Raw genomic sequence first — 22371 nt, forward strand, 5'->3', positions numbered from 1 at the left:
GGGGCGTAACACCCATCTCTTGCCTTTCTGTTCACCCCGGCCAATGACTTGCAAAATCAAACGACAATTGCCTGTGGTGGCGAATGGAAAGCAGATACACCGCGCCCTCGATGGACGCGTACAGGACCAGGTAGTCCGTCATCACGTACTCGCGCAGTTCGCTTCCTTGCGAGATGGCGTCGAGTTGTTTAGTCAGACGAGCGATGCCGTTGCTCACCTCGACCGAACGAGCACGACGCTCGAGGAAGAGGTGACCCATGCTGGGAAAGCGCTCCAAATTAGGGACGACCGTATCCATCAATTCGTCCAGCAGCACGTCGAACGCCTGCGGAGCGCCGGCTTCCAACAGGAATGCTTCCACTTCTTCAAGGTTGCGTTCGAAGTTCGCGGTGAGCTTAATAGTATGGCGCGCTGTCACTGTGCAATCGAGTCAGTTAGCCTGCCGCCTTGACGCGGCGGCGCTTGATGGCAGACAGCGTGCTGCGGGCGTCTTTCACCTTACGTGCGGAAACATCGGCCAAGCCTTTGCTGGCGTCTTCTATCAGCAACAAGTGGATGCGCTCGCGCTCGAGTTGGTGGTAGTAATCGAGCCGCTGTGCGTCGATGATGGCAACGTAGCTTTCGCCGTTTTTTGTGACGATTTTCTCGGCCCCGGCCTTCACTTGGTCGGCCAGTTCGGAGAGATTGGCCCTGGCTTGCGACAGCGAAATCACATCGCTGGCTGTGATTGACATGGTTCACTCCCGGCAAGATGCTGTACAAAATAGCGTACATATTACCGTAGTTCGCCATAGAAGGCCACGGCCAATAGGCTTACTGCGCGAGCCCTACGCGACGCAATGCCTCCTCGGCGGCCTCGTGGTCTTGGGCCGATGTTCCCCCGGAAATACCGATGCCGCCTACCAGGCGCCCTTCATGGAAGATCGGCATGCCACCGCCGACCGGCATGAGCCGCGGATGGTTCGCCAGCGGGGCGACAGCAGGTTCGGCCATGTACTGATTCCATTGATGCGTGGACATTCCGAACGACGCAGCCGTCCATGCCTTGTCGATGGCGACGTCGACGGTCAGGAACGGGGCGGAATCCGCGCGCTCGAACGCACGCAGGTGGCCGCCTGAATCGGTAATGGCGATCGTCGCCGCGAACCCGCGCGCGGCGCACGCTCGACGTGCTTCTGCCAGCAGTTCTTGCGCAGCTTCGAGGCTGATCGTGGCCGTGTTGACGATTGGCGATTTCATGTTGATGCTCCTTCCCAAACGAGTTCAGTGGTTGGCAACGACGACCTTGCCGATCATGTTGCCTGCCTCGACCAGCGCGTGCGCTTCGATGAGATTTGCCGCATTGATGCCGTCGATACGTCGGGTCACGGTGTGCTTGAGACGACCCTGATCGACCAGTTCCGCCGCGCGGCGCAGCAAGGCATGTTGCCGTGCGATGGTGTCGGTGGTGAACATTGCGCGGGTGAACATGAGCTCCCAGTGAATCGAAATGGATTTCCCCTTGAATGGGCCGATATCCAGTCCAACCGGGTCGTCGATCAGCGCAAATTGGCCTTCCGGACGAAGCACGGCGGCGATTTGAGGCACATAGGCGGCGCTATGGGTCAACCCGGCGGCGTGGGTGACGTGCTCGATGCCCAGCGCGGCCAATTGCGGTGCCCAAGGTTGATGGTGATCGATGACGTGATGCGCGCCGTGAGCCAACGTCCACTCGCGCGTTTCCGGCCGCGAAGCCGTGCCGATGACGGTCATGCCGGTCAGCTCGCGCGCCAGTTGGGTAAGAATCGAGCCGACGCCGCCGGCCGCTCCGACTACGAGCAGCACGTTGTTCTCGGTCGGGTCGGCCGCCTGAACACGCAGGCGATCGAACAGCAGTTCCCAAGCGGTGATCGTCGTCAGCGGCAGCGACGCGGCTTCCGCGAAATCCAGCGATTTCGGCATGGGGCCGACGATACGTTCGTCCACGGCGTGCAGTTCGCTATTGCTGCCGGGGCGCTTGATGTCGCCTGCGTACCAGACTCGGTCGCCCGGCTTGAAGCGCGAAGCGGACGCACCCGTTGCGCGGACGATTCCCGCCGCGTCCCAACCGGCGATGCGCGCCGTTCCTTCCGGAATGTCGCCGCCACGACGGATTTTGGTGTCGACCGGATTCACCGACACCGCTTTCACTTCGACCAGCAGATCGTGGTCGCGCAGTTCCGGCGTAGGCAGCTCGATATCGCGCAGCGCCTCGGGGTGGTCGATGGGATGGTTTTGATAGAAGCCGACGGCTTTCATACATGCTCTCCAAGAGGGTTTGAGACCATGTTATCTTTCGTCGAAACGCGGATAAATATCTGCAGAACTCAAACACTTTCGGTATTTCGGTGAAAATGATTCGACTCGATGATGTCCAAATCTTCGTGCATACGGTGGACTACGGCAGCTTCTCGGAGGCGGCACGTCAGTTGAATATCGCGCCCGCGCATGCGAGTGCGTCGGTGCAGCGGCTCGAGAGGGCGCTGGACACGCGTTTGTTCACCCGTTCGACGCGAAGCATGCAACTGTCCGAGGCTGGCGAGCGTTATCTGCCGCACGCGCGGGTCATGATCGATGCGCTGGTGCAAGGGGAGCAGGCGCTGGCGAGCGGCCGAGGGGCGCTGTCCGGGCCGCTGCGGCTGTCGGCACCGTCTGACTTTGGGCGAAACCTGCTGTTGCCGTGGCTGGATGAATTTCAGCACCAGCACCCAGGGTTATCGCTGCACATCAAAATGAGCGACCGCGCGGCCGACCTCATCCGCCAGCCGCTGGATGCGGTCGTGCGCTACGGGGCGTTGCCTGATTCTTCTTTGCTGGCCCTGAAGCTCGTCGACGACAACCACCGGGCATTGTGTGCCGCGCCGTCATACATCCAACGACATGGCGCGCCGGCCAAAGTCGAGGACTTGCGGCGACACAATTGTCTGCGGTATGTCTGGAGCGAGCAAATACATGAACGCTGGCGCTTTACGCCGCCGGGTGGCGAGCGCACCGTGGCAGTGACAGGCAACCGCATCAGCGATGACGCCGATGCGGTTCGTCGATGGGCGATAGCCGGGGAGGGGATCGTCTACAAGTCGAGACTGGATCTCATCGACGATCTGAAGGCGGGACGACTGGTGGAGTTGTTTCCTCCGGAGCATTGCGAGCCTTCGCCGCTGCACTTGATCTGTGCCCACCGCGCGCAACTGACGCCGGCGATCACCGAGTTACATGCCTTCCTTCGTGAGCGCTGCGCCGCGTTGCTCGCTAGCTATCCCTTGGGAAGCTTTCGGGCTGTGTAGTGGAGGGAGCGCGGATCTTCCCTACGAGCGAATTTCGGTGTCAATGTCGGCGCTATCAGCGGCGACCACAGCGTTCCGTCCACTTCTTTTGGCCGCGTACAGCGCTTGATCGGCTAATTCCGTCAATTCGTCGAGCGACGAGGGCCGTGAGCGTCGACCAGTGGCGCATCCGATGCTCACCGTGAAGGGCGCGATTGTCGCGGAGCCCACGGTCGCTCGGTCATGCTCCACTTCACGACGGATTGCTTCAGCCACTTTAGCCGCTCCCTTCTCGTCCGTGTCGGGTAGCACCACGACGAATTCCTCCCCACCATATCGCGCCGACACATCGCCGGGACGATGTACGTGACGGTTGATGCACACCGCGAGATGCCGCAAGGCGAGATCGCCATGAGCATGGCCGTGGCTATCGTTATATTTTTTGAAGTTGTCCGCATCGACGAATAACAGCGACAGGCAACCGTCGTTGCGTTGAAGCCGGTTCCACTCGTTGTCGAGCACCTCGTCGAGAGCACGGCGATTCTTGAGCCCTGTCAACGCGTCGGTCTGCGTCAACTCCGTAAGCCGCGCCTGCACCTTCGCTTGTTCTTGCAGTGCGAACGCGAGCAACCAGACCGCTGCGCAAAATGCCAGGCTGACGGACGATGCAGCAATTCCGACAACCCACGACAAGTGCTTCCATGCGGCCAATACGTCGCTTTGCGCTGGCGCTACGACGGCGATGAGCGGCGTGCCGGGAATACGCTGGAAGGTATACAGGCGAAGTACCCCGTCAGAGATCGATTTCGCGGCATAGAACCCAGAGTCATGATTGACCATACGCGGAAACACCGGTGAGCGGCCCACATTGACCAGCGCGGCCCTACGGCTTGGGGGATTTCTGGCCATCAGGGTGCCGTCCGTTCGCACGATTGCCGAGATACCCCTTGGCCCCACGTTCAATTGCGTGAGGAGTTGCGTGAAGTACTCGACGTCGATAGCGACAATCGCTACTCCCGCGAATGACCCGTCGGGCCGGTTTATCCTTCTCGTGATCGCAATCGACTGCGCGCCCGGCCGAGAGCGCGCGCGATAGACTGATGACACGTACAGGCCGACATTCGGCGAGTCACGATGAACGGTGAAATAGTCCCGGTCGCTGAAATCCCATTTATGTGTGGAGGAACAGCAGCCATCGATAAGATGACCGCGATCGTCCGTCACGCCCATCCCCGTGACGTATTTCGCAGCGGTTCGATCAAACAGCAATTCGTGGCGCAGGTCGGAGTCCATGTTTTGGACTTCAGGCTTGTCCAGCGCCGAGATCAAGGCGAGAAGCGAGTTATTCGACGTTTCAATCGTCCTGGCGATGTTGCTGACCAACACGGCCGTGACGTTTCTGGACGTTTCATGGGCGTGTTCGATGGCAGCCTCACGGGAGGCCCGCAGTGTGATCAGACTTATTGCCAATACGCCCAATGCCATCAGACTGCCGAGCGTACCGACGATCAAAGGATGGCGGCCGGCGAGAACAGACAGTTTTCCGGGAGTCATGGAAAGAGACGCGGTAATGTTCTAATGGTGTTGCCACGGTCCTATCAACGTCTATCGGTAGTCGCCACCGTCAAGTCGGGCGGGCTGATGGAATCAGCCGCGAACGGTTCTCGAGGTTACTCGGATAGCCGATGACCGGGTTAACGGCAGCGGTCGAAAAAAATATACCCCGGGCGATCGCGGCCTTACTGCGGAGGCAACCCGTCGGCCAATTGCCACCGCAATACCGGGTGGGTCCACCCGGCCGGCATGGCCCAGGCGCCGGTTGCGCTGAAATCCCAACCCACGAAGCTGTCGGGATGACTCATTTGCGCGGTGGTCAAGCCGTTGCTGGCGGGCGCGCCGCCGCCGTTGGTCAGTCCTGTCGTTTGGACGTTCCAGTAGCTGTCGGGCGCGACGATGGCAGTCGTGTCTCCTGTAATCGCACCAGGGTTGGGATCAATGAAGATATCCGCGGGGACCTGGCCCGTGACGAACGACTGGCTGATTGTCCCCGTGTTGAAGAAGGCAAGCCCACTCGCTATGCTGTGGGAACCCGTGACCGGGCCGGTCGAATAGGTTTGAGAGATCGTGCCGGTATTCTCCGCCACCAATCCGGCCGCTAAGCCGAAGTCGGATTCGACCGTAACGTCCGTGGCCGATCGCTCAATGAGGCCTTCGTTCAGCCCCACAAGGCCGCCCAGAAACCTTAGCGCGTCGCTGGTGAGCGAGCCGCTAGCGAACACATTCGCGATATGTCCTTGGTTGACGCCGGCGAGCAGGCCGGCAAAGGGGGGCGGGTGATTAGCATCTCCTGACAGCGACGATCGGCTGTTCGTCAGATTCAGGTTGTGGACCACCCCGGCGATGCCGATGGCACCGAAGAGTCCAAACGATTGCAGCGAGGCGTCCGTCGAATACACAGGCATGATCGTGATGTCGTCGATCGAATGGCCCATCCCATTGAACTCGCCCGCAAACGGCGTCGTGGCGTTACCCATCGACGTAACGTCGGCCCCCGCGCCGTCGAGGTTCTCGCCGAGCGCGTATTTGCCGTTGAGATCTTGCGAGACGTTTTGCAGGTCGGAGATCGAGTTCACGAGCTCGTAGCCGGTGATCTGCGTCGGGGCACTGACTGGCGAGGGCATCCATACCGCGTTCGCTAGTTGCGTGCCGGGCGCGTAGGTGCCGTTCATGTCGTAGAGCGCGTTCACGATACCGGTGCTGTTCGACCAGTCGAGCGTACCGTTGTTGGTGACGCCGCCGTGATTGTCGATGCCCGTCGCATCCGCGCGCAGCGTGAGGTTGCCGGCGCCCTGATTGCCGATCGTCTTCCCTCGGTCGACGGTGATCGAGCCATATGCCCCGAGCATCAGCGACGCGTTGCCTTTCCAGCTCAGATTCGCCCCAACCTCGATGCTGCCACTGGTCGTATCGACGTCGACCGATGTGCCCGCGTTCAAACTATTCGAGAGCGCGGCGCTGATCGGCCACGTCACGGTCAAACTCGGGGTCTTGATGTTCCAGATGCCGGCCCTCACCGTGGTGCCGCCAAGCAGGGAAGGCGCGAACGTCGCGGCGATCGTATCGACGGTGCCGCCCGTGCCGTCGGCGTTCGTCGCATCCCCTCGCCCGACCTGCTTCACGTAGCCGGTATCCGCAACGAGCCAGATATGGCCGTCGCGCGCCGCCGTGCCGGTCGCCCGGATGACGGAATGATTGCCACAAAGCGCGTAGATGTTGCCGTCAGCGCCTTGCAGACTGATTTGCGCCGCCTGCAAGGCGCCGCGATTCAACACGGTGCCGTGGCTGCCCGTCTCCACAAAAACTTGCCTGCTCGTCGTTGAATCCTGCAGCAGCACGTTTTGGCCGACAACGAGTTCGATCGAACCCGCCGGAGCGGCGATACTGCCCGAGTTGCTCACCTCGCGACGCGCGATCATGAAGACGTCGCCGCCGCTGGAACCGATTGTGCCGAGGTTCACGACCTGTGCGTTCGAGTTGCCCGTGAACGTCAGCAGCCCGCCGTTCATGAAAGAGTTGTTGCCCACATCGAGCGTGGATACGACGAAACGGCCCCCCGTCGAAATGACGCCGCTCGGCGCGACGATGACGCCTTGCGGATTGATGAGATAGACACTGCCGGTGGACGTGAGCGTACCCGAAATCCACGACAGGTAATCACCGGTGACGCGATTGAGCGTGGCACCGTTGCCGTTATCGATGTCGACGCGATTGTTTCGGCCGATCGAAAAACCCTTCCAGTCGATGATGCCGCGGCTCGACGTCTGATTGATCGACAATCGCTTGCCGTTGTACTCGATCGACCCGGTGCCGGCGACGAAGTGACCGCCGGCCGGAAGTAGGCCGCCGGCGTGCACGTGAACCGAGGCCAACAGCGCGACCACGGCGAATGAAATAGCGGAAACGGATCTAGCTTTATGCGACGCAGAATTCGAGGATTTCACGGCCCCACTCCTTACCGTTTCGTCGGCCTGGTCGCGCGGCGGCGGCACGTCGCATTGGCGGACGCTGCTATGCGCATTGGATATGGACAAACCGATGAAGCGCTGACTCGAAGCGTTCGCTACGCCGGAGCGGTAAAGTCGAGTACGAGAGATGAATCTATAGGGAGGATAGCTTTTCGTCGTGCAAGGATGCCGGCCTAATCAGTCAATATTGAGGTGTTCCTGGACGTTTTTGGCCAAGCTAACAACCCAATAGCGCGGCGGCCTAAACATCGACGCCTTCATGAACCACGACTTTCGCGCCAATGATCGCGCCGATACGTTCAACAGCAACGGAGATTGCCACGGCTGCTTCTCGTCCCGCAAAAGCGGCCGGCCTCCGATCGATTCACGACCCTACGGAATCGCTACGGCCCGCATACAACGCGAGAAACATATCCGCGGCCGATCCAGCCACCTTCTTCTGCTCGGCCTTACTCAAAGGCGGTTGCCCCATCGTCACCTGCGGCCAAAACGCGAACGCTTTCATGAGCCCTTGCAATTGCAACGCCGCAAACAAAGGATCCGATGTCTTGATCCGGCCATCGGCCGCGGCTGCCCGAATCCATACGGTGAGGTCTTCCTCGCGCTCACCGATACGCGCCACCATATCGCGCGCCCGCTCCGGCGAGTGGATCCCCGCAGCGATAGCCACACGTGCGAGCGACACGAACGCGTCGTCGTTCAAAAGACGCAGCTTGCGCATCAGCAACTCGAGCAACTGCGGACGTAACGGCTCATCGGCGCGATAAGCCGGTGCTTCGCCATCTCGGCTTTCGTCCCAAAGCTCGCGCAAGATCGCCGCGAACAACGCCTCCTTGCTCGAGAAATGGTTATAAACCGTGCGCTTGGACACACCCGCGCGAGCGGCGACGCGATCCATGCTGGTCGCTTCGAAGCCGGCCGCTTGGAATTCCTCGATGGCCGCATCGATGATGGCCGCGCGTTTCCGGTCGGTTAGACGTTGAGGGGGAGTACTTGATTGCATTGCAAAATTCTACACCAGACAGTTTACTTTTCTTGAAAACAAACTACACTATTCAGTCTACTTTTGTCTCGGGCCCTCAGCATGCCGTCGATCATAGACTTCGCCAGCCGTACGCTCGGTTTCACCGCTGCACAGCGTGGGCGCGTGTTATCGCACACGTCGCCGCAACACGACGGTCAGCGTTTTCGCAACGTGAAGCCACGTCCCGTCGAAGGATTCGGTAAAACGCTGAGCATCGCTTGGAACGTTTTATTCAACAAGCCGCGCGGCACGGTTCCCGCAGGCGCGTTGCCGGTCGATACGCTCAACCGCGACGATCTCCATGCCGCGCCCGATCGCAGTCTCTATCGGCTCGGACATTCCACGATGCTGCTGAAATTGCGCGGCCAATACTGGATGACCGATCCCGTTTTCGGCGAGCGAGCATCGCCTTTTCGTCGCGTCGGCCCCAAGCGTTTCCATGCGCCGCCTATCGCGCTCGAAGCGCTCCCGCCGTTGCACGGCATTATTCTGTCGCACGACCACTACGACCATTTGGACCGCGAGACCGTGCTCGCACTCGCGAAGACGACGAACGTGTTTCTCGTCCCGCTAGGCGTAGGGGACAGGCTGATCGAATGGGGTATCGATGCGGCGAAGGTGCGTCAGTTCGATTGGTGGCAGGGCACGGAGATCGACGGCCTGCAGTTCACGGCCACGCCCGCTCAACACTTCTCTGGGCGCAGTTTGTTCGACGGCAACAGCACATTGTGGGCGTCGTGGGTGATCGTCGACGACGACTTGCGCGTGTTCTTCAGCGGCGACACCGGTTATTTCGACGGCTTCAAAACGATCGGCGAAAGGCTCGGCCCGTTCCATGTCACGTTGCTTGAAACCGGCGCCTATGACGCCCACTGGCCGTATGTTCACATGCAACCCGACGAGACTGTGCAGGCGCATATCGATCTGCGCGGCGAATGGCTGGTCCCGGTTCACAACGGTACGTTCGATCTAGCCATGCACCATTGGCACGAACCGTTCGAGCGCGTGACCTCGCTGAGTGCCGCCCAAGGTATCGCGCTTTCGACGCCGCGTATGGGTGAGCGCCTCGATCTCGCTGCGCCGCACCGCGGCGAGCGGTGGTGGCGTAACGTCGCCGAGATCGCCCAGGTCACCCGGCGCACGGGATGGAAGTTTCTGTGTCGAGACGCTGGGTAAATCGATGAACTAAACTGCACGAACGCAGCGCGCCAAACTCGATTCCATATCTGGGAACAGCACATGGACATCAAAGCGGTGATCGACGAACACGAGCGAATGCTTCGGCAAGCCATGCTCGAAAACGATGTCGATGTCCTCAGCCGCTTGTTGGCCGACGAACTCGTTTTTACGGGGCCGGACGGGCGGGTGTTGTCGAAGGATGACGATTTGAGCGTCCACCGGAACAAGCTTTTACGTCTGGATCGATTGGATCTCTATGATTCCCAAATCCACTCGATCGGATCGTTCGTCTTGGTGACGACGAAAGCCAAACTAGCCGGCCGTTTCGCATCGACGCCATTCGACGGGGATTTCGCCTATACCCGCCTGTGGAGGCAAAACGGCGCCGGCTGGCAAATCGTGGCAGGGCAGGCCGCCCAAATCGGCTAAGCCTGGCCTATACGATGGTCGGCTCGAAAAATCGAACCCGAGCCTCGACCGAACTCAGTCGTTCACCGACAAAACGAACGTCGGCGCCGGAATGTCCTTGGCATCGATCTCGACGTGCAGCGGGGCGACCGCTGTGCCGATGGCGAAAAATTCGATCACGTGGCTTTCCCAGCGGTACGACTTCTCGTGAATGGTGGTGCCGATCACGCCTTCGGCCTTCGCCGTTTGCGCTTCCACCTGCATGCGTTCGATCGCCAACTCGCGAGCGCTATAAATGGCTTGCGTGAATTGCTCGAGTTCGACGTTGCGGCCTACCTGGCTCCACGCCTTCAACATGCCGCGATGCGCGACGTGGTACACGCAGCTTCCCATCACGAGTTCGATCGGCCGATAGCCGGAATTGAGCAGCGTATAAAAATCTTGCCCGGATAGGTCGGAAGTGAACGGCCCGCCGTCATGGGCGCGGAATCCTTCACGGTCGTGATTGTGTACGACACCGGTGCCGATCGCGACGAACTCCAGAATGTCGGCGTCCCATTCCACGTGCTTGATTTCGAGGCGCACGCCGACGATCCCGTCCGCGCCCATCCCGCGAGCCTCTTCGCGCATACGCGACATGGCCAATTCGCGCGCGTGATACATCGCTTGCGAAAGCACTTCGAGTTCTTGATTCTTGCTCCAGGAGCCGTATTGAATCCCAACGTGGTAAATGCTGCTGCCGACGCACAGGCCGATCGGCTCGAACCCGGCCTTGCGCACGAGCAAGAACTCATTGACCGATAGGTCGGAGGTAAACACGGCGGTAGGGTGGGCACTGCTGCGCAAACCTTGCAGGCGCGCGCGTGCGTTCGCGGGCAACTGCGTCGCGGGGTTTTGCGTGGTGGTTTCGCTCATGGTGTGTTCTCGTTGATGGGCACGTCAAATGCCATCGTTGTAAGAATTGTGATGAACCGAGGTCGTCCGCAAATTGTCGGGCTTGCCGCTCAGATCGAGCACGAACTCGACGGGGTGGTGGAACGTGGCGCTCTCTTCGCAATCCACCACGGTCCCGATGACGATGTGCCGGCCAAGGAGCCGGCCCGGCTCCGGGCTCTCGACCTTGAACAGTTGACTGAATTGCAACTGCGCCAGTACGCCCGTTCCTTGTCTTGCGGCGTCGGCTCGTAAATCGGCGTGCGCATTGCGCCGGATTTGTTCCCAGAACGCGGTGGTCTGTTTAAGCGCTTGATTGCGCCAGGACGCGGCGGAAGCGGTGTCCAACGGTCCGTTGCTCCACTGAAAGCGCGCCCCCACCGCCAGCCCCACCGGAATGATGCCGGCCTCCAACAATTGGACGAATTCGAGCGCAGGCACCGTCGATACGACAGGCGCGCTGCTCGGCGGTAAGCCTTCCACTCTCACGGCCGTGCCGACGAGCGAATAGTCCATGCTGTTTTCCATCGCCAGATCGACCGTCACCATCCGCGTATCGATCACGGCGTTCGCGCCGAGCGCGGCAGCCTCGGCTTGCAATCGGTTCAATGCGCTACGCCACCCCTGCGCGTGGCCCTCCGTCCAGGAGAAGCCATAGTGCATCCAGCAGGTAGCGGCGATCGGCGCCAGCATCTTCAGTCCGTGACTGCGCGCAAGCGACATCTCCGGTGCCGTCAACGTGGACACCCACGGAAGGGCACCGCTTTTCGAATCGGCTAGACGACGATGCACGAGGCGCGGCACGCCGTCTTCGTCGAAGAAACTTTGCTCGGGCACGACCGGCGCGGATTTGTTGCCAAACAGCGAATTCAACCAGCCCATCGGGTTCTCCCAGGCGTAATCGACAAGCGTTAAAGCGCGGCCAACATCTCCGACATCGCGCGCGCCTGTTCGGTGCGTTCGCGCACGTGCGCCATCAATCCGCTCATCCAGGTATGGGCGTCGACTTGGCGAGTGGAGAGCACCACGCCTTTGACCTTCTTCTCGATTTCAGTGGCGAGGTGATGGCCGTCTTTCAATCGCATCCAATACGTTTCGTTCTCGAATGCGACGGCGATGCCGACGATCTCCTCGGTTTTGCGAATCAGTCCGCGCCGCACTTTTTGGACTTCGGTTTGATGCGGCAACGCTTGCGAGACGATCGCGACGAAGCGCGAGAGAAACGCCCCGCGGTCGGCTTCCGCATGACGCAGCCATGCCGCTGCAAGATCGAAGTTCATCGGCGTATCGAAATTCCCGCTGCCGGATAGGCTATCGAGTTTGCCCATGTCACTCTCCGAGCGGTCGCGAGAGCGCCTGGGTCTGGACGCCACGCATGCCGGCGACGAGTTTGTCCCGGATCGCGATCAGTTTCTGTTCGCGTTCGCGATCCTGCGCAAGGACCTGTTGCTCGATTTCTTGGACTTCTTTCATCGTGGCGATCGATTGATCGGCAGCGGCGGCGAGCGTTTCCAGGTTCCGCGGGTCCCCGCCAAGGCTGCGCGCCGCGTCCACGGCGGCGGCATGCGTGCCTTGAACGGCCAACTCGGTGATCTTGCGCGCGGCATCGTCGAGTTTCTCGCTCTCCTCGCCGGCACGCCGTGTATCGGCCTGCACGACGGCCTGCGCGGCCACGGCCATCAGGCGCGGTATCGTCACCATGATGCCGGTGCTGAGCTTGCTTGCACGTGTCTCGGCGGCTTTGCGGTTCGAGGCGATCAATGGAATGAGGCTTGCCGCGGAAATCACCGCTTCGCGCAGATCGGCGATTCGGCCGCGGAAATTGGCGAGCGTATTGCGGTAATCCATTGCAATGGCCGCGTCGCCCGCGGTATTCGTGCGTAATGCGACCTGACGCAATTGCTCGGCTTCGAGCAGGCCGCGGTCAAGCGCGATCTGCATGGCGGCGATGCCGATCGACAACTCGGATACGCCGGTCCGCACCGATTGAGATTGCTGGTCGAGCTGCTGAATCGTGATCATCAAGTCGCTTTTGATGCGACGGGCTCGGGCAACCTCCTCATCCATCAGCGCGAGAAACGCCTTGCGGTTTTCTTGGAACGATTTGATCGCACCGTGCGCGACTTTGCCGAGCCGGCCCAGGCGGCTGAGAAAACCCGTCGCCTTCGGTGCGACTTCGCGGGCTTCTTCCTGCAATTCCTCGATTCGCAAAATCTTGATTCCGTCGATGACGGCGGCCGCGATGCGCCCGATTTCACCGGCTTCGCCCACGGTCGTTTCCGACAACAGACGGCGCGACGCCGTGGCCAGCGGAGCCAGGGCGTTGTCGACGAAATTCAACGTGGACGTGGCGTCGTCGAAGCGGATCGCGTCGGCCCGCTCCTGCGCGATGGCGCGCTGCTCGGGGGACAGCGAGGACAGATCGACGAACCGCGCCATCGGCGCCATCGGGGCGAGGACTTCGGGCGGAAGATTCGCCGGAAGCGCCGGCTCGGCCGCCACGATCGCCAGGGACGGCTCGGCGGCCGTGGACGGCTCGGTTTCTTGGTTGAGATAGGCCGATAGATCGAGCGGTGTCTCGGACGTATCGGTAGGTTTCATATTCGACGTTTCGTCGGTCATACCTATGCTCGGTTAAGAGGACGGAAAAAGCGGAACGGCCCTATGCGCTTTAGCATCTAGATAGGAAGGATTCTTATCTCGATGTCTATGTCATTTAGCTTTCATTTTCGTTTGCGCGCTTCGGCGCCGGCGGCGCCAAATTTATTCCGCGAATTTATATCACGCGTTTGAGCCCGGCGGTATAGGTCGCTGTCGAATTCGAGGTTTGCTCGAACGATTTTGAGGTATGTTCGACGATTCTCGGTCTTTCGGAACAGAGCAAATTCATGCAAGCGAGCCACGGTATTTCCTTGGGGGTTCGGAGGCTATCTCCGGCGGAATGGCCCAAAGCGTTTCCCGTCATTGCACAACTGCGTACGCTGGACGAAGCGGAGTTCTTGCGGCGTGCCGCTAGACAATCGTTTTCCGGTTACGAGCTAGTCGGGGCTTTCATGGCGGGGCAAGTCGTCGGCGTGCTCGGAATGCGTCCGGTTCATACGCTGGCACGCGGCGCGTATTTGCATATCGACGATCTGGTCGTTACCGAAGAGGCGCGAGGCAGCGGAGTAGGGGCGGCGCTATTGGAATTCGCGGAAGCCGATGCGCGCGTTCGCGAGATGACCTCGGTATTTCTCGATGCTCGGCCGCAAGCGGTTTCATTTTACGAAGGCCGCGATTACGTCTTGCATGCGGCGCCGTCCATGAAAAAGATGCTATAAAAAAAGCCCGGCCGAGGCCGGGCTCCGAATGCACCGCGCTTCCCAACGAAGCGCGGCACCTGCAAAAACGCAGTGAATGCTTACGCCGCCAACAGCGAACGCAGCACGAACGGCAAAATCCCGCCGTGCTTGTAGTAGTCCACTTCGATCGGCGTGTCGATACGAAGCAACACGGGTACGCGCTGCGTCTTGCCATCTTTACGATGGATGACGAGCGTGACTTCTTGTTGCGGCTTGAAGTCGTCGCCGAGTCCTTCGAGATCGAATGTATCGTCCCCCGTGATGCCGAGCGATTGGACGCTGTCCGCCCCCTTGAATTGCAGCGGCAGCACACCCATGCCGACGAGGTTCGAACGGTGGATCCGCTCGAAGCTGCGCGCCACGACCGCCTTCACGCCCAAGAGTTGGGTACCCTTCGCCGCCCAGTCGCGCGACGAACCGGTGCCGTACTCTTCGCCCGCGAAGATCATCGTCGGCGTACCTTCGTCGATGTACTTCATCGCCGCATCGTAGATCGACAGTTGCTCGCCGCTCGGCTGGTGAATCGTCAGGCCGCCTTCCACGCGTGTGCCGTCGGCCTTCGCCGGGATCATCAGGTTCTTGATCCGCACGTTGGCGAACGTGCCGCGCATCATCACGTCATGATTGCCGCGGCGCGAGCCGTAGCTGTTGAAGTCGGCCTTTTGCACGCCGTTCGCCTTGAGCCACTTGCCTGCCGGCGAATCCTCCTTGATCGAGCCGGCCGGGCTGATGTGGTCGGTCGTCACCGAATCGCCGAAGATGCCGAGCGCACGCGCACCCTTGATTTCGACGATTTCATCGGACGGCGTCATCGAGAAGTCCTGACCGAAGAACGGCGGCTCGGCGATGTAGGTCGATTTCGGCCAGTCGTACACTTGGCCTTCCTCGCCTTCGATCTTGCTCCACAGGTCGCCTTGCTTCGTCAGATGGGCGTAGTTCGTGCGGAACGCGTCGGCGTCCAGCGCGTACTTGAGCAGCGCGTTGACTTCCTCGCTCGACGGCCAAATGTCGCCGAGGTAGATGTCGTGGCCGTCCTTGCCCTTGCCGACCGGTTCGGTCATCAGATCGCGCGTGATCGTGCCTGCGATCGCGTAGGCCACGACGAGCGGCGGCGAGGCGAGGAAGTTGGCGCGAATATTCGGGTGGATACGCGCTTCGAAGTTACGATTGCCCGACAGCACGGCCGCGGCCACGACGTCGTTCTTCGTGATGGCTTCGTTCAACTCGGGCGTCAGGTCGCCCGCGTTGCCGATACAGGTCGTGCAGCCGTAGGCCGCCAATTCGAAGCCGAGCTGCGACAGGTACGGCAACAAGCCCGTCTTCGTCAGATACTCGGTGACGATGCGCGATCCCGGCGCGAGCGACGTCTTGATGTGCGGCGCGACGGTGAGGCCCGCTTCGACGGCCTTTTTCGCGAGCAGACCGGCGGCGAGCAGCACGCTCGGGTTCGACGTGTTCGTGCACGAGGTGATCGCGGCGATGAGCACGTCGCCGTTCTTCAGCTTTACGCCGTTGGTCGTTTCGTACTGGGCGTCGAGGTCGGCCGGCTTCTTGGCGAAGCCGTTTTCGGCGACGGGCTTGCTGAACAATTCCGAGAACGTCGATTTGACGTTGCCGATTTCGATGCGGTCTTGCGGACGCTTCGGACCGGCCAGCGACGGCGCCACCGTGGCTAGGTCGAGCGTGAGCGACTTCGTGTAATCGATCTGGCCTGCCTTCGGAATGCCGAACAACTGCTGCGCCTTGAAGTAGTTTTCGAAGGCGGCGATTTCGGCTTCGGTGCGGCCCGTGCCCTTGAAGTAGTCGATCGTCTTCTCGTCGACGGGGAAGAAACCCATCGTCGCGCCGTACTCGGGCGCCATATTGCCGATCGTCGCGCGGTCGGGCAGCGTCAGCGAGGCCGTGCCTTCGCCGAAGAACTCGACGAACTTGCCGACGACCTTCTCCTTGCGCAGCATCTCGGTGATCGTAAGCACGAGGTCGGTCGCAGTCACGCCTTCGCGCAACTTGCCTTTCAGTTCGACGCCGACGACGTCCGGCGTCAGGAAGTACACCGGCTGGCCGAGCATGCCGGCTTCCGCTTCGATGCCGCCCACGCCCCAGCCCACCACGCCGATACCGTTGATCATCGTCGTATGGCTATCGGTGCCGACCAGCGTATCCGGGTAGTACACCGTATCGCCGTTCTCGGCCTTCTTATGCACGCCGCGAGCGAGATATTCGAGGTTCACCTGGTGCACGATGCCGACGCCCGGCGGCACGACCTTGAACGTGTCGAACGCCTGCATGCCCCACTTCATGAACTGATAGCGCTCGTTGTTGCGCTGGAATTCGAGCTTCATGTTCAGATCGAGCGCGTCTTTCTGACGGAAGTAATCGATCTGCACCGAGTGGTCCACCACGAGATCGACCGGTACGAGCGGCTCGATCGCCTTCGGATTCTTGCCCGTACGCTGAGCCACCCCGCGCATCGCCGCGATGTCGGCCAAGAGCGGTACGCCCGTGAAGTCTTGCAGCACGACGCGCGCGACCACGAACGGAATTTCATCGACCCGCGCGGCCGTCGGCTTCCAATTGGCGAGTTGCTTGATGTGCTCTTCCGAGACTTTCTTGCCGTCGAAGTTGCGCAGCACCGATTCGAGCACGATACGGATCGATACCGGCAGCCGGTCGATCTTGACGTTCAGTGCCTTGCCGAGTTCGGGCAGCGAGTAGAACTTGCCTTTGCCGTTACCGCTATCGAATTCCTTGAGCGTGTTGTGCAGATTGTGGGCCATGGTTTTTCCTAGGTTTAGAGCGAGGAAATGACGTTGCTACGTTTTTCTTGAACCTTGAACCAGCGTTCGGAGATGCCCGCACGCGGGCGTCCTGAATTGCCAAATCACCAAATGCTAAATCACATACAAGTCGACGTACTCGTTCACGGGCATCGACTCGAGCTTCGCTTGATCGAGCGAGGCGTCGAGAATCGCCCGGCGCTGCTTCTCGGGAAAGCGGCGCGCGAGATTCGTCTTGAACTTCTCCACGAGCAGCGGGATACCTTCGGCCCGGCGCCGCTTGTGTCCGATCGGGTATTCGACCACCACTTCGTTCAGCTTCGTCCCGTCCGCGAACTCCACCGTCAATGCGTTGGCGATCGAGCGCTTGTTCGGGTCGTGGTAATCGGCCGTGAATTGAGGATCCTCCACGCAAACGATCTTCGCGCGCAACGCGTCGATGCGCGGATCGGCCGCAATCGCGTCCTCGTAGTCGGCCGCCGTCAGCCGCCCGAAAATCATCGGCACCGCGACCATGTACTGGATGCAGTGGTCGCGGTCGGCGGGATTGGCGAGCGGGCCGGTTTTATCGATGATGCGGATTGCCGCCTCGTGCGTGCGGATCGTGATCTTCGCGATGTCTTCGATCCGCCTGCCGTTTGCCCGCAGTCGACCATGCAGCGTCATCGCCGCTTCGGCCGCCGTTTGGGCGTGAAACTCGGCAGGGAACGAAATCTTGAACAGCACGTTTTCCATCACGTACGAGCCGTAGGAACGTTGGAACGTAAACGGATGCCCCTTGAACAAGACATCGTAAAAGCCCCAAGTCTTGGCGGTGAGCGCTGTCGGATACCCCATCTCGCCGGTCTTTGCGATCAACGCGAGACGCACGGCGCGCGCGGTCGCGTCGCCGGCCGCCCACGACTTGCGCGAGCCCGTATTCGGCGCGTGCCGGTAGGTGCGCAGCGCGTGTCCGTCGACGAAGGCGAGCGACACGGCATTGACGAGTTCGTCGCGCGATAAGCCGACCATCTGCCCCACGACGGCCGTCGATGCGAGCTTAACGAGCAATACGTGATCGAGCCCGACCTTGTTGAACGAATTTTCGAGCGCGATGACGCCTTGGATCTCATGCGCCTTGACCATCGCGACGAGCACGTCCTTCATGACGAGCGGCGGCTTGCCGGCCGCGACGGCGGTGCGCGATAGCCAATCGGCGGTCGCGAGAATCGCGCCCAGATTGTCGGACGGATGCCCCCATTCGGCGGCGAGCCAAGTGTCGTTGAAGTCCAGCCAACGAATCATCGCGCCGATGTTGAAGGCAGCCTGCACGGGATCGAGCTGGAATTGCGTGCCGGGGACCTTGGCGCCGTTCGGCACGACGGTGCCCGGCGCGATGGGGCCCAGCAGCTTGGTGCAGGCAGGGTAGGAGAGCGCCTCGAGCCCGCATCCGAGCGTATCGATCAGGCAGTTGCGCGCCGTGTCCAGCGCGAGCGCACTGTCGATCCGATAACCGAGTACGTAATCGACGATATCGACGAGTACCTGATCCGGCGCGGGCCGGACGCTTGAAATCGGTGCGGACATGGGTCGAGGCTCCCTTGCCGGGGTTTAGCTACCCGATTTTTGCAGCGCGTTCGATTGCGTCGGAGCCGGGGCGCCTTGCGTCATGGCGGCCGTCTTGCATTCGTCGGCGAGACGCGAGCCGTCGTGATCGGAGAACAGCATGGCCTTCGTCGGGATCACGACGAGGTCGAGGCCCGTGGCGGCGTCGTGGAAGCGGTCGGCGCCCGTGGTCGTGGCTTCGCGCGGCAGGTTGTAATTCTTGTTGGCCCAGTGAACCGTCACGATTTGGTCACGTTGCATGTCGCCCTTCAGCGCGAACGACAGGCCGTCCTGGCAGGACCACTGCACCGAACCTTCCGGCACCGGATCGGTCTTGGCGACGCTTTTCGTCGACTTGCGCTTGATGAGGCGATGCTTCGGTGCCGGCGCCTTGGCCTTCTTGGTGGCCGTCCTGCTGCCGTTTTGTGCGAATGCGGGGCTCGCGACGAAGAGCGTCGTGGCGGAGAGCGAGGCAACGACGGTGGCGATCAGCAATTTCTTCATGGAATCAAGACCTTTTGAATAACGGTGAGACAAATAGAACACGAGCCGCGCGGCGGGGGCGCCCGCCGGCTTGCGCGCATCGGGGCGCGCGGCGGTGGCTATTTTCTCCTATTTAGCGATACAAACTTCAGATTTTCGGGCCCGGTGTAGTTTGCGCTCGGGCGGATGATCTTATTGTCGATACGTTGCTCGATGACGTGCGCGCTCCAACCCGACGTGCGCGAGATCACGAACAGCGGCGTGAACATGGCGGTCGGCACGCCCATCATGTGGTACGAGACGGCGCTGAACCAGTCCAAATTCGGGAACATCTTCTTGGCGTCCCACATAACGGATTCGAGCCGTTCGGCGATGTCGAACAGCTTCGTATCGCCGGCTTGCTTCGAGAGCTGCTTCGCGACGTCCTTGATGACCTTGTTGCGCGGGTCGGAAATCGTATAGACAGGGTGGCCGAAGCCGATCACGACTTCCTTGTTCTCCACGCGCAAGCGGATATCGGCCTCGGCGTCGTCGGGCGAGGCGTAGCGCGACTGGATCTCGAAGGCGGCTTCGTTCGCGCCGCCGTGCTTCGGTCCGCGCAGTGCGCCGATCGCGCCCGTGATCGCCGAATACATATCCGAGCCCGTACCGGCGATGACGCGGCCCGTGAAGGTCGAGGCGTTGAATTCGTGTTCGGCATATAGGTTCAGCGACGTATGCATCGCCTGCACCCATGCCTTGGGCGGCTCTACCCCGTGCAGCAGATGCAGGAAGTGGCCGCCGATCGAATCGTCGTCCGTTTCCACCTCGATGCGGCGGCCGTTGTGCGAGTAGTGATACCAATAAAGCAGCATCGAGCCGAGCGAGGCCATCAGGCGGTCGGCGATATCCCGCGCGCCGGCGATGTTGTGATCGTCCTTTTCGGGCAGCAACGTGCCGAGCACGGACACGCCCGTGCGCATCACGTCCATCGGATGGGCGGAGGCCGGGATCCATTCGAGCGCGGCTTTCAAGTTCGCGGGCAGGCCGCGCAATGCCTTCAGTTTCTTCTTGTAGGCCGTCAGCTCGGCGGCGGTCGGCAATTTCTCGTGCACGAGCAGGTGAGCGATTTCCTCGAATTCGCACGTGGTGGCGACGTCGAGAATATCGTAGCCGCGGTAATGCAAATCGTTGCCCGTGCGGCCAACCGTACACAGCGCCGTGTTGCCGGCCGTCACGCCCGAAAGCGCGACCGACTTCTTCGGCTTGAACGTGCCGGCGGCCGGCGCCGCACCTTGGCTCGCGTCACTCATGGTCTTGTCCTTAGGCGCCATACGCTGTCATTTTTGAGCGGCGAAGAGGGCATCGAGCTTCTCTTCGTAGCTGTGGTAGTCAAGGTATTTGTAAAGATCCGCGCGCGTTTGCATCGTCGGCACGGCCGCCTTTTGCGTGCCGTCGCGGCGCACGGTCTCGTAGAAGTTCAGCGCCGCCGCGTTCATCGCGCGGTAGGCGCCGCAGCAATAGAGCGCAATATCCACGTTCGCCGTTTTCAATTCGTCGGTCGTGAAAAGCGGCGTCGAGCCGAACTCGGTCAAGTTCGCGAGGATCGGCACCTTCACGGCCGCCTTGAACTTGCGGTAGTCGTCGAGCGTGCGCATCGCCTCGGGGAAGATCATATCGGCGCCCGCTTCCACATAGGCCACGGCGCGCTCGATGGCCGCATCGATGCCTTCGGAGGCGGCTGCATCGGTGCGCGCCATGATGACGAATTGATCGTCGGTGCGCGCATCGACGGCCGCCTTCACGCGATCGACCATCTCTTCCTTCGGCACGCACTCCTTGCCGGGGCGATGGCCGCAACGTTTTTGTCCGACCTGATCTTCGATGTGCACGGCGGCGACGCCGGCTTTGATGAACGAGCGGATCGTGCGCGCGATGTTGAAGGCGCCGCCCCAGCCCGTATCGATGTCGACGAGCAGCGGCAGCGAGCAGGCGTCGGTGATGCGGCGCGCGTCGATGAGCACGTCTTCCATCGTGCTGATGCCCAGATCGGGGATGCCGAGCGAGTTGGCGGCCACGCCACCGCCCGACAGATAGACGGCCTTGAAGCCGGTGGCCTGCGCCATCTTGGCGGCATAGGCGGTGATCGCGCCGACGACTTGCAGCGGCTGCTCGTTCGCGACGGCTGCACGAAATGCGGCGCCGGGCGAGGGAAGGGGTGATTGAGGTGCTGTCATGGCATTTCCTTCGATACGGGGCCGAACAAGGTGGCCGCGTCTGGCGGCAACGGCCGGCCGGTCGCGCGCGCCCGGCGCAGCACCGACCAGTAGTAGCGGTAGCTCGCGCGGTCGTGCAATGTGTCGCCGTGACGCGTGGGCCCCCACTGCGCGGCTTGGGCTTGCAGCAAGATCGCGGCCGCGTTGGCGATCGCTTCGTCGCGTGGCGCGAACGCGGCGACGATCACGGGCACTTGCGCGGGATGGATGCTCCACATGCGCGTGTAGCCGAATTCGTCACGCGCCCGGGCCGCATCGGCGGCGACCACCGACATATCGCGAATTTCCGTGGTGACGTTGTGCGAAGGTACGCGCCCGTACGCATGGCACGCCGCTGCGATTTCGAGTTTCGCGCGGCGCACGAGCGGATGGTCGAACTGACCGGGCGAGCGCATGCCGGCATCCGGAATCGCCCCGCCGTGAGCCGATACGAAGTCCATGAGACCGAACGAGAGCGCCTCGACGGTCGGTAGCGACGCGAGCCGAAAGACGTCGGCAAGCGCACCGTGCGTCTCGATCAGGAGTTGAGTGGGAACCGGTTTCTCGATGCCGAACTCGCGCCGGGTGGCCTCGATGAAGGCGCACATTTCGGCGGCGTCGGCGACGCTGCGAATCTTAGGCAGCGTGACGTAAGCAGGGGCGCGCTTTGCCGCTCGAAGCACGAGCCGCACGTCGTCGCGCCAGTGCGGGTGCGCGAAGTCGTGGATGCGAATGCCGACGCGCCCGAAGCGGTCGTGCTCGCCGCCGATCAGCGATGCGACCAGCTCCGCATGCTCGGCCTCATGGCCGACAGCGGCTCCGTCCTCGCAATCGAGCGTCACGTCGAACACGGGCCCGAGTTCCGCCTGCAGCGCGAGCGATTTGAGCATCAGCTTTTCGCTGCCCGCGTAGTGATCGCATACGGGCAGCAACGCGGGCGGCGTTTCGCCGTCGAACAACACTTCCGCGGGAGTGAGGGCGCGCATCTTCGGCGTCAGAAGCTTTCAAATCTGTTCAAAAACCGGATTCGGGCGGGCTCTGCAAGCAACGCGTGCCGTTGGGCCTCGATGCGGGGAGCGTGCCGAAAGGCTGTCTCGCCCGG

The 22371-nt window shown here is 61.5% G+C and carries 21 protein-coding genes; 4 read left to right on the top strand and 17 right to left on the bottom strand.

The genetic code is table 11. The features are described from left to right. Window positions 1-31: 31 nt before the first annotated feature. The 4 genes from C0Z18_RS24480 to C0Z18_RS24495 all read right to left on the bottom strand — a co-directional run bounded on the left by C0Z18_RS24480 (window position 32) and on the right by C0Z18_RS24495 (window position 2277). Window positions 32-418, bottom strand: coding sequence for a type II toxin-antitoxin system RelE/ParE family toxin (locus C0Z18_RS24480; protein WP_102648035.1), 387 nt, complete (start codon window positions 416-418; stop codon window positions 32-34). A 16-nt stretch (window positions 419-434) separates the two neighbouring features. Beyond that, complete coding sequence (locus tag C0Z18_RS24485; protein WP_102648036.1) at window positions 435-734, bottom strand: type II toxin-antitoxin system Phd/YefM family antitoxin; 300 nt, start codon at window positions 732-734, stop codon at window positions 435-437. A 79-nt stretch (window positions 735-813) separates the two neighbouring features. After that, entirely contained in the window at window positions 814-1239 is a 426-nt protein-coding gene (locus C0Z18_RS24490) for a GlcG/HbpS family heme-binding protein (RefSeq protein WP_102648037.1), read from the bottom strand. 24 nt (window positions 1240-1263) lie between these two features. Further along, window positions 1264-2277 carry a zinc-binding alcohol dehydrogenase family protein gene (locus tag C0Z18_RS24495; protein WP_102648038.1) on the bottom strand — a complete coding sequence of 338 codons (1014 nt, stop codon included), beginning with the start codon at window positions 2275-2277 and terminating at the stop codon, window positions 1264-1266. A 95-nt stretch (window positions 2278-2372) separates the two neighbouring features. Between C0Z18_RS24495 and C0Z18_RS24500 the strand changes: the two genes are divergently transcribed. After that, window positions 2373-3302 carry a LysR family transcriptional regulator gene (locus C0Z18_RS24500; protein ID WP_102648039.1) on the top strand — a complete coding sequence of 310 codons (930 nt, stop codon included), beginning with the start codon at window positions 2373-2375 and terminating at the stop codon, window positions 3300-3302. Window positions 3303-3323: 21 nt separating this feature from the next. On the opposite strand, the gene C0Z18_RS24505 is transcribed toward C0Z18_RS24500, so the two are convergent. The 3 genes from C0Z18_RS24505 to C0Z18_RS24515 all read right to left on the bottom strand — a co-directional run bounded on the left by C0Z18_RS24505 (window position 3324) and on the right by C0Z18_RS24515 (window position 8309). Further along, window positions 3324-4835, bottom strand: coding sequence for a sensor domain-containing diguanylate cyclase (locus tag C0Z18_RS24505; protein WP_102648040.1), 1512 nt, complete (start codon window positions 4833-4835; stop codon window positions 3324-3326). A gap of 185 nt (window positions 4836-5020) precedes the next feature. After that, the gene (locus C0Z18_RS24510) at window positions 5021-7282 is read right to left on the bottom strand and encodes a filamentous hemagglutinin N-terminal domain-containing protein (RefSeq protein ID WP_102648098.1); all 2262 of its coding nucleotides are present in this window, start codon (window positions 7280-7282) and stop codon (window positions 5021-5023) included. Between the two features lie 388 nt (window positions 7283-7670). After that, window positions 7671-8309: a TetR/AcrR family transcriptional regulator gene (locus tag C0Z18_RS24515; protein WP_102648041.1), complete on the bottom strand. Its 639-nt coding sequence runs from the start codon at window positions 8307-8309 to the stop codon at window positions 7671-7673. An 81-nt stretch (window positions 8310-8390) separates the two neighbouring features. On the opposite strand from C0Z18_RS24515, the gene C0Z18_RS24520 reads away from it, so the two are divergent. Continuing rightward, a complete protein-coding gene (locus C0Z18_RS24520) occupies window positions 8391-9506 on the top strand; it encodes an MBL fold metallo-hydrolase (RefSeq protein ID WP_102648042.1) in 1116 nt (371 codons plus the stop codon). A 63-nt stretch (window positions 9507-9569) separates the two neighbouring features. Further along, on the top strand, window positions 9570-9938 hold the full coding sequence (locus tag C0Z18_RS24525; RefSeq protein WP_102648043.1) for a nuclear transport factor 2 family protein: 369 nt from the start codon (window positions 9570-9572) through the stop codon (window positions 9936-9938). Window positions 9939-9992: 54 nt separating this feature from the next. On the opposite strand, the gene C0Z18_RS24530 is transcribed toward C0Z18_RS24525, so the two are convergent. The 4 genes from C0Z18_RS24530 to C0Z18_RS24545 are packed head-to-tail and all read right to left on the bottom strand — an operon-like array spanning window position 9993 to window position 13472. Continuing rightward, on the bottom strand, window positions 9993-10832 hold the full coding sequence (locus tag C0Z18_RS24530) for a heavy metal-binding domain-containing protein (protein WP_102648044.1): 840 nt from the start codon (window positions 10830-10832) through the stop codon (window positions 9993-9995). Between the two features lie 24 nt (window positions 10833-10856). Continuing rightward, window positions 10857-11732, bottom strand: a complete 876-nt coding sequence (locus tag C0Z18_RS24535; protein ID WP_102648045.1) for a heavy metal-binding domain-containing protein — start codon at window positions 11730-11732, stop codon at window positions 10857-10859. Between the two features lie 29 nt (window positions 11733-11761). Continuing rightward, on the bottom strand, window positions 11762-12178 hold the full coding sequence (locus C0Z18_RS24540; protein WP_102648046.1) for a hypothetical protein: 417 nt from the start codon (window positions 12176-12178) through the stop codon (window positions 11762-11764). A gap of 1 nt (window position 12179) precedes the next feature. Next, window positions 12180-13472, bottom strand: a complete 1293-nt coding sequence (locus tag C0Z18_RS24545; protein ID WP_102648047.1) for a toxic anion resistance protein — start codon at window positions 13470-13472, stop codon at window positions 12180-12182. A gap of 266 nt (window positions 13473-13738) precedes the next feature. Between C0Z18_RS24545 and C0Z18_RS24550 the strand changes: the two genes are divergently transcribed. After that, the gene (locus C0Z18_RS24550; RefSeq protein WP_199189538.1) at window positions 13739-14170 is read left to right on the top strand and encodes a GNAT family N-acetyltransferase; all 432 of its coding nucleotides are present in this window, start codon (window positions 13739-13741) and stop codon (window positions 14168-14170) included. An 80-nt stretch (window positions 14171-14250) separates the two neighbouring features. Here the strand turns inward: C0Z18_RS24550 and acnA are convergent, their stop codons facing one another. From acnA to C0Z18_RS24580, 6 genes are all read right to left on the bottom strand, one after another. Further along, the gene (acnA, locus tag C0Z18_RS24555; RefSeq protein ID WP_102648048.1) at window positions 14251-16968 is read right to left on the bottom strand and encodes an aconitate hydratase AcnA; all 2718 of its coding nucleotides are present in this window, start codon (window positions 16966-16968) and stop codon (window positions 14251-14253) included. A 114-nt stretch (window positions 16969-17082) separates the two neighbouring features. Then, window positions 17083-18534 (bottom strand): bifunctional 2-methylcitrate dehydratase/aconitate hydratase, encoded by a 1452-nt coding sequence (locus tag C0Z18_RS24560; RefSeq protein ID WP_102648049.1) that lies wholly within the window; start codon window positions 18532-18534, stop codon window positions 17083-17085. Between the two features lie 24 nt (window positions 18535-18558). After that, window positions 18559-19056: a hypothetical protein gene (locus tag C0Z18_RS24565; RefSeq protein ID WP_102648050.1), complete on the bottom strand. Its 498-nt coding sequence runs from the start codon at window positions 19054-19056 to the stop codon at window positions 18559-18561. Window positions 19057-19154: 98 nt separating this feature from the next. Next, the gene (prpC, locus tag C0Z18_RS24570) at window positions 19155-20327 is read right to left on the bottom strand and encodes a bifunctional 2-methylcitrate synthase/citrate synthase (protein WP_102648100.1); all 1173 of its coding nucleotides are present in this window, start codon (window positions 20325-20327) and stop codon (window positions 19155-19157) included. 27 nt (window positions 20328-20354) lie between these two features. Next, complete coding sequence (gene prpB, locus C0Z18_RS24575; RefSeq protein ID WP_102648051.1) at window positions 20355-21251, bottom strand: methylisocitrate lyase; 897 nt, start codon at window positions 21249-21251, stop codon at window positions 20355-20357. Next, window positions 21248-22255 carry an HpcH/HpaI aldolase/citrate lyase family protein gene (locus C0Z18_RS24580; protein ID WP_102648052.1) on the bottom strand — a complete coding sequence of 336 codons (1008 nt, stop codon included), beginning with the start codon at window positions 22253-22255 and terminating at the stop codon, window positions 21248-21250. The genes prpB and C0Z18_RS24580 overlap by 4 nt, the downstream gene beginning before the upstream one ends. Window positions 22256-22371 lie beyond the last annotated feature (116 nt).

Source organism: Trinickia dabaoshanensis (assembly GCF_002879885.1).
Classification (GTDB): domain Bacteria; phylum Pseudomonadota; class Gammaproteobacteria; order Burkholderiales; family Burkholderiaceae; genus Trinickia; species Trinickia dabaoshanensis.

Coding starts and splice junctions, on each gene's coding strand:
- C0Z18_RS24545 (WP_102648047.1), bottom strand. CDS start 13,472: ATGACCGACGAAACGTCGAATATGAAACCTACCGATACGTCCGAGACA.
- C0Z18_RS24535 (WP_102648045.1), bottom strand. CDS start 11,732: ATGGGCTGGTTGAATTCGCTGTTTGGCAACAAATCCGCGCCGGTCGTG.
- C0Z18_RS24485 (WP_102648036.1), bottom strand. CDS start 734: ATGTCAATCACAGCCAGCGATGTGATTTCGCTGTCGCAAGCCAGGGCC.
- C0Z18_RS24515 (WP_102648041.1), bottom strand. CDS start 8,309: ATGCAATCAAGTACTCCCCCTCAACGTCTAACCGACCGGAAACGCGCG.
- C0Z18_RS24580 (WP_102648052.1), bottom strand. CDS start 22,255: ATGCGCGCCCTCACTCCCGCGGAAGTGTTGTTCGACGGCGAAACGCCG.
- C0Z18_RS24495 (WP_102648038.1), bottom strand. CDS start 2,277: ATGAAAGCCGTCGGCTTCTATCAAAACCATCCCATCGACCACCCCGAG.
- prpB (WP_102648051.1), bottom strand. CDS start 21,251: ATGACAGCACCTCAATCACCCCTTCCCTCGCCCGGCGCCGCATTTCGT.
- C0Z18_RS24520 (WP_102648042.1), top strand. CDS start 8,391: ATGCCGTCGATCATAGACTTCGCCAGCCGTACGCTCGGTTTCACCGCT.
- C0Z18_RS24550 (WP_199189538.1), top strand. CDS start 13,739: ATGCAAGCGAGCCACGGTATTTCCTTGGGGGTTCGGAGGCTATCTCCG.
- C0Z18_RS24565 (WP_102648050.1), bottom strand. CDS start 19,056: ATGAAGAAATTGCTGATCGCCACCGTCGTTGCCTCGCTCTCCGCCACG.
- C0Z18_RS24540 (WP_102648046.1), bottom strand. CDS start 12,178: ATGGGCAAACTCGATAGCCTATCCGGCAGCGGGAATTTCGATACGCCG.
- C0Z18_RS24560 (WP_102648049.1), bottom strand. CDS start 18,534: ATGTCCGCACCGATTTCAAGCGTCCGGCCCGCGCCGGATCAGGTACTC.
- C0Z18_RS24525 (WP_102648043.1), top strand. CDS start 9,570: ATGGACATCAAAGCGGTGATCGACGAACACGAGCGAATGCTTCGGCAA.
- C0Z18_RS24530 (WP_102648044.1), bottom strand. CDS start 10,832: ATGAGCGAAACCACCACGCAAAACCCCGCGACGCAGTTGCCCGCGAAC.
- prpC (WP_102648100.1), bottom strand. CDS start 20,327: ATGAGTGACGCGAGCCAAGGTGCGGCGCCGGCCGCCGGCACGTTCAAG.
- C0Z18_RS24500 (WP_102648039.1), top strand. CDS start 2,373: ATGATTCGACTCGATGATGTCCAAATCTTCGTGCATACGGTGGACTAC.
- acnA (WP_102648048.1), bottom strand. CDS start 16,968: ATGGCCCACAATCTGCACAACACGCTCAAGGAATTCGATAGCGGTAAC.
- C0Z18_RS24490 (WP_102648037.1), bottom strand. CDS start 1,239: ATGAAATCGCCAATCGTCAACACGGCCACGATCAGCCTCGAAGCTGCG.
- C0Z18_RS24505 (WP_102648040.1), bottom strand. CDS start 4,835: ATGACTCCCGGAAAACTGTCTGTTCTCGCCGGCCGCCATCCTTTGATC.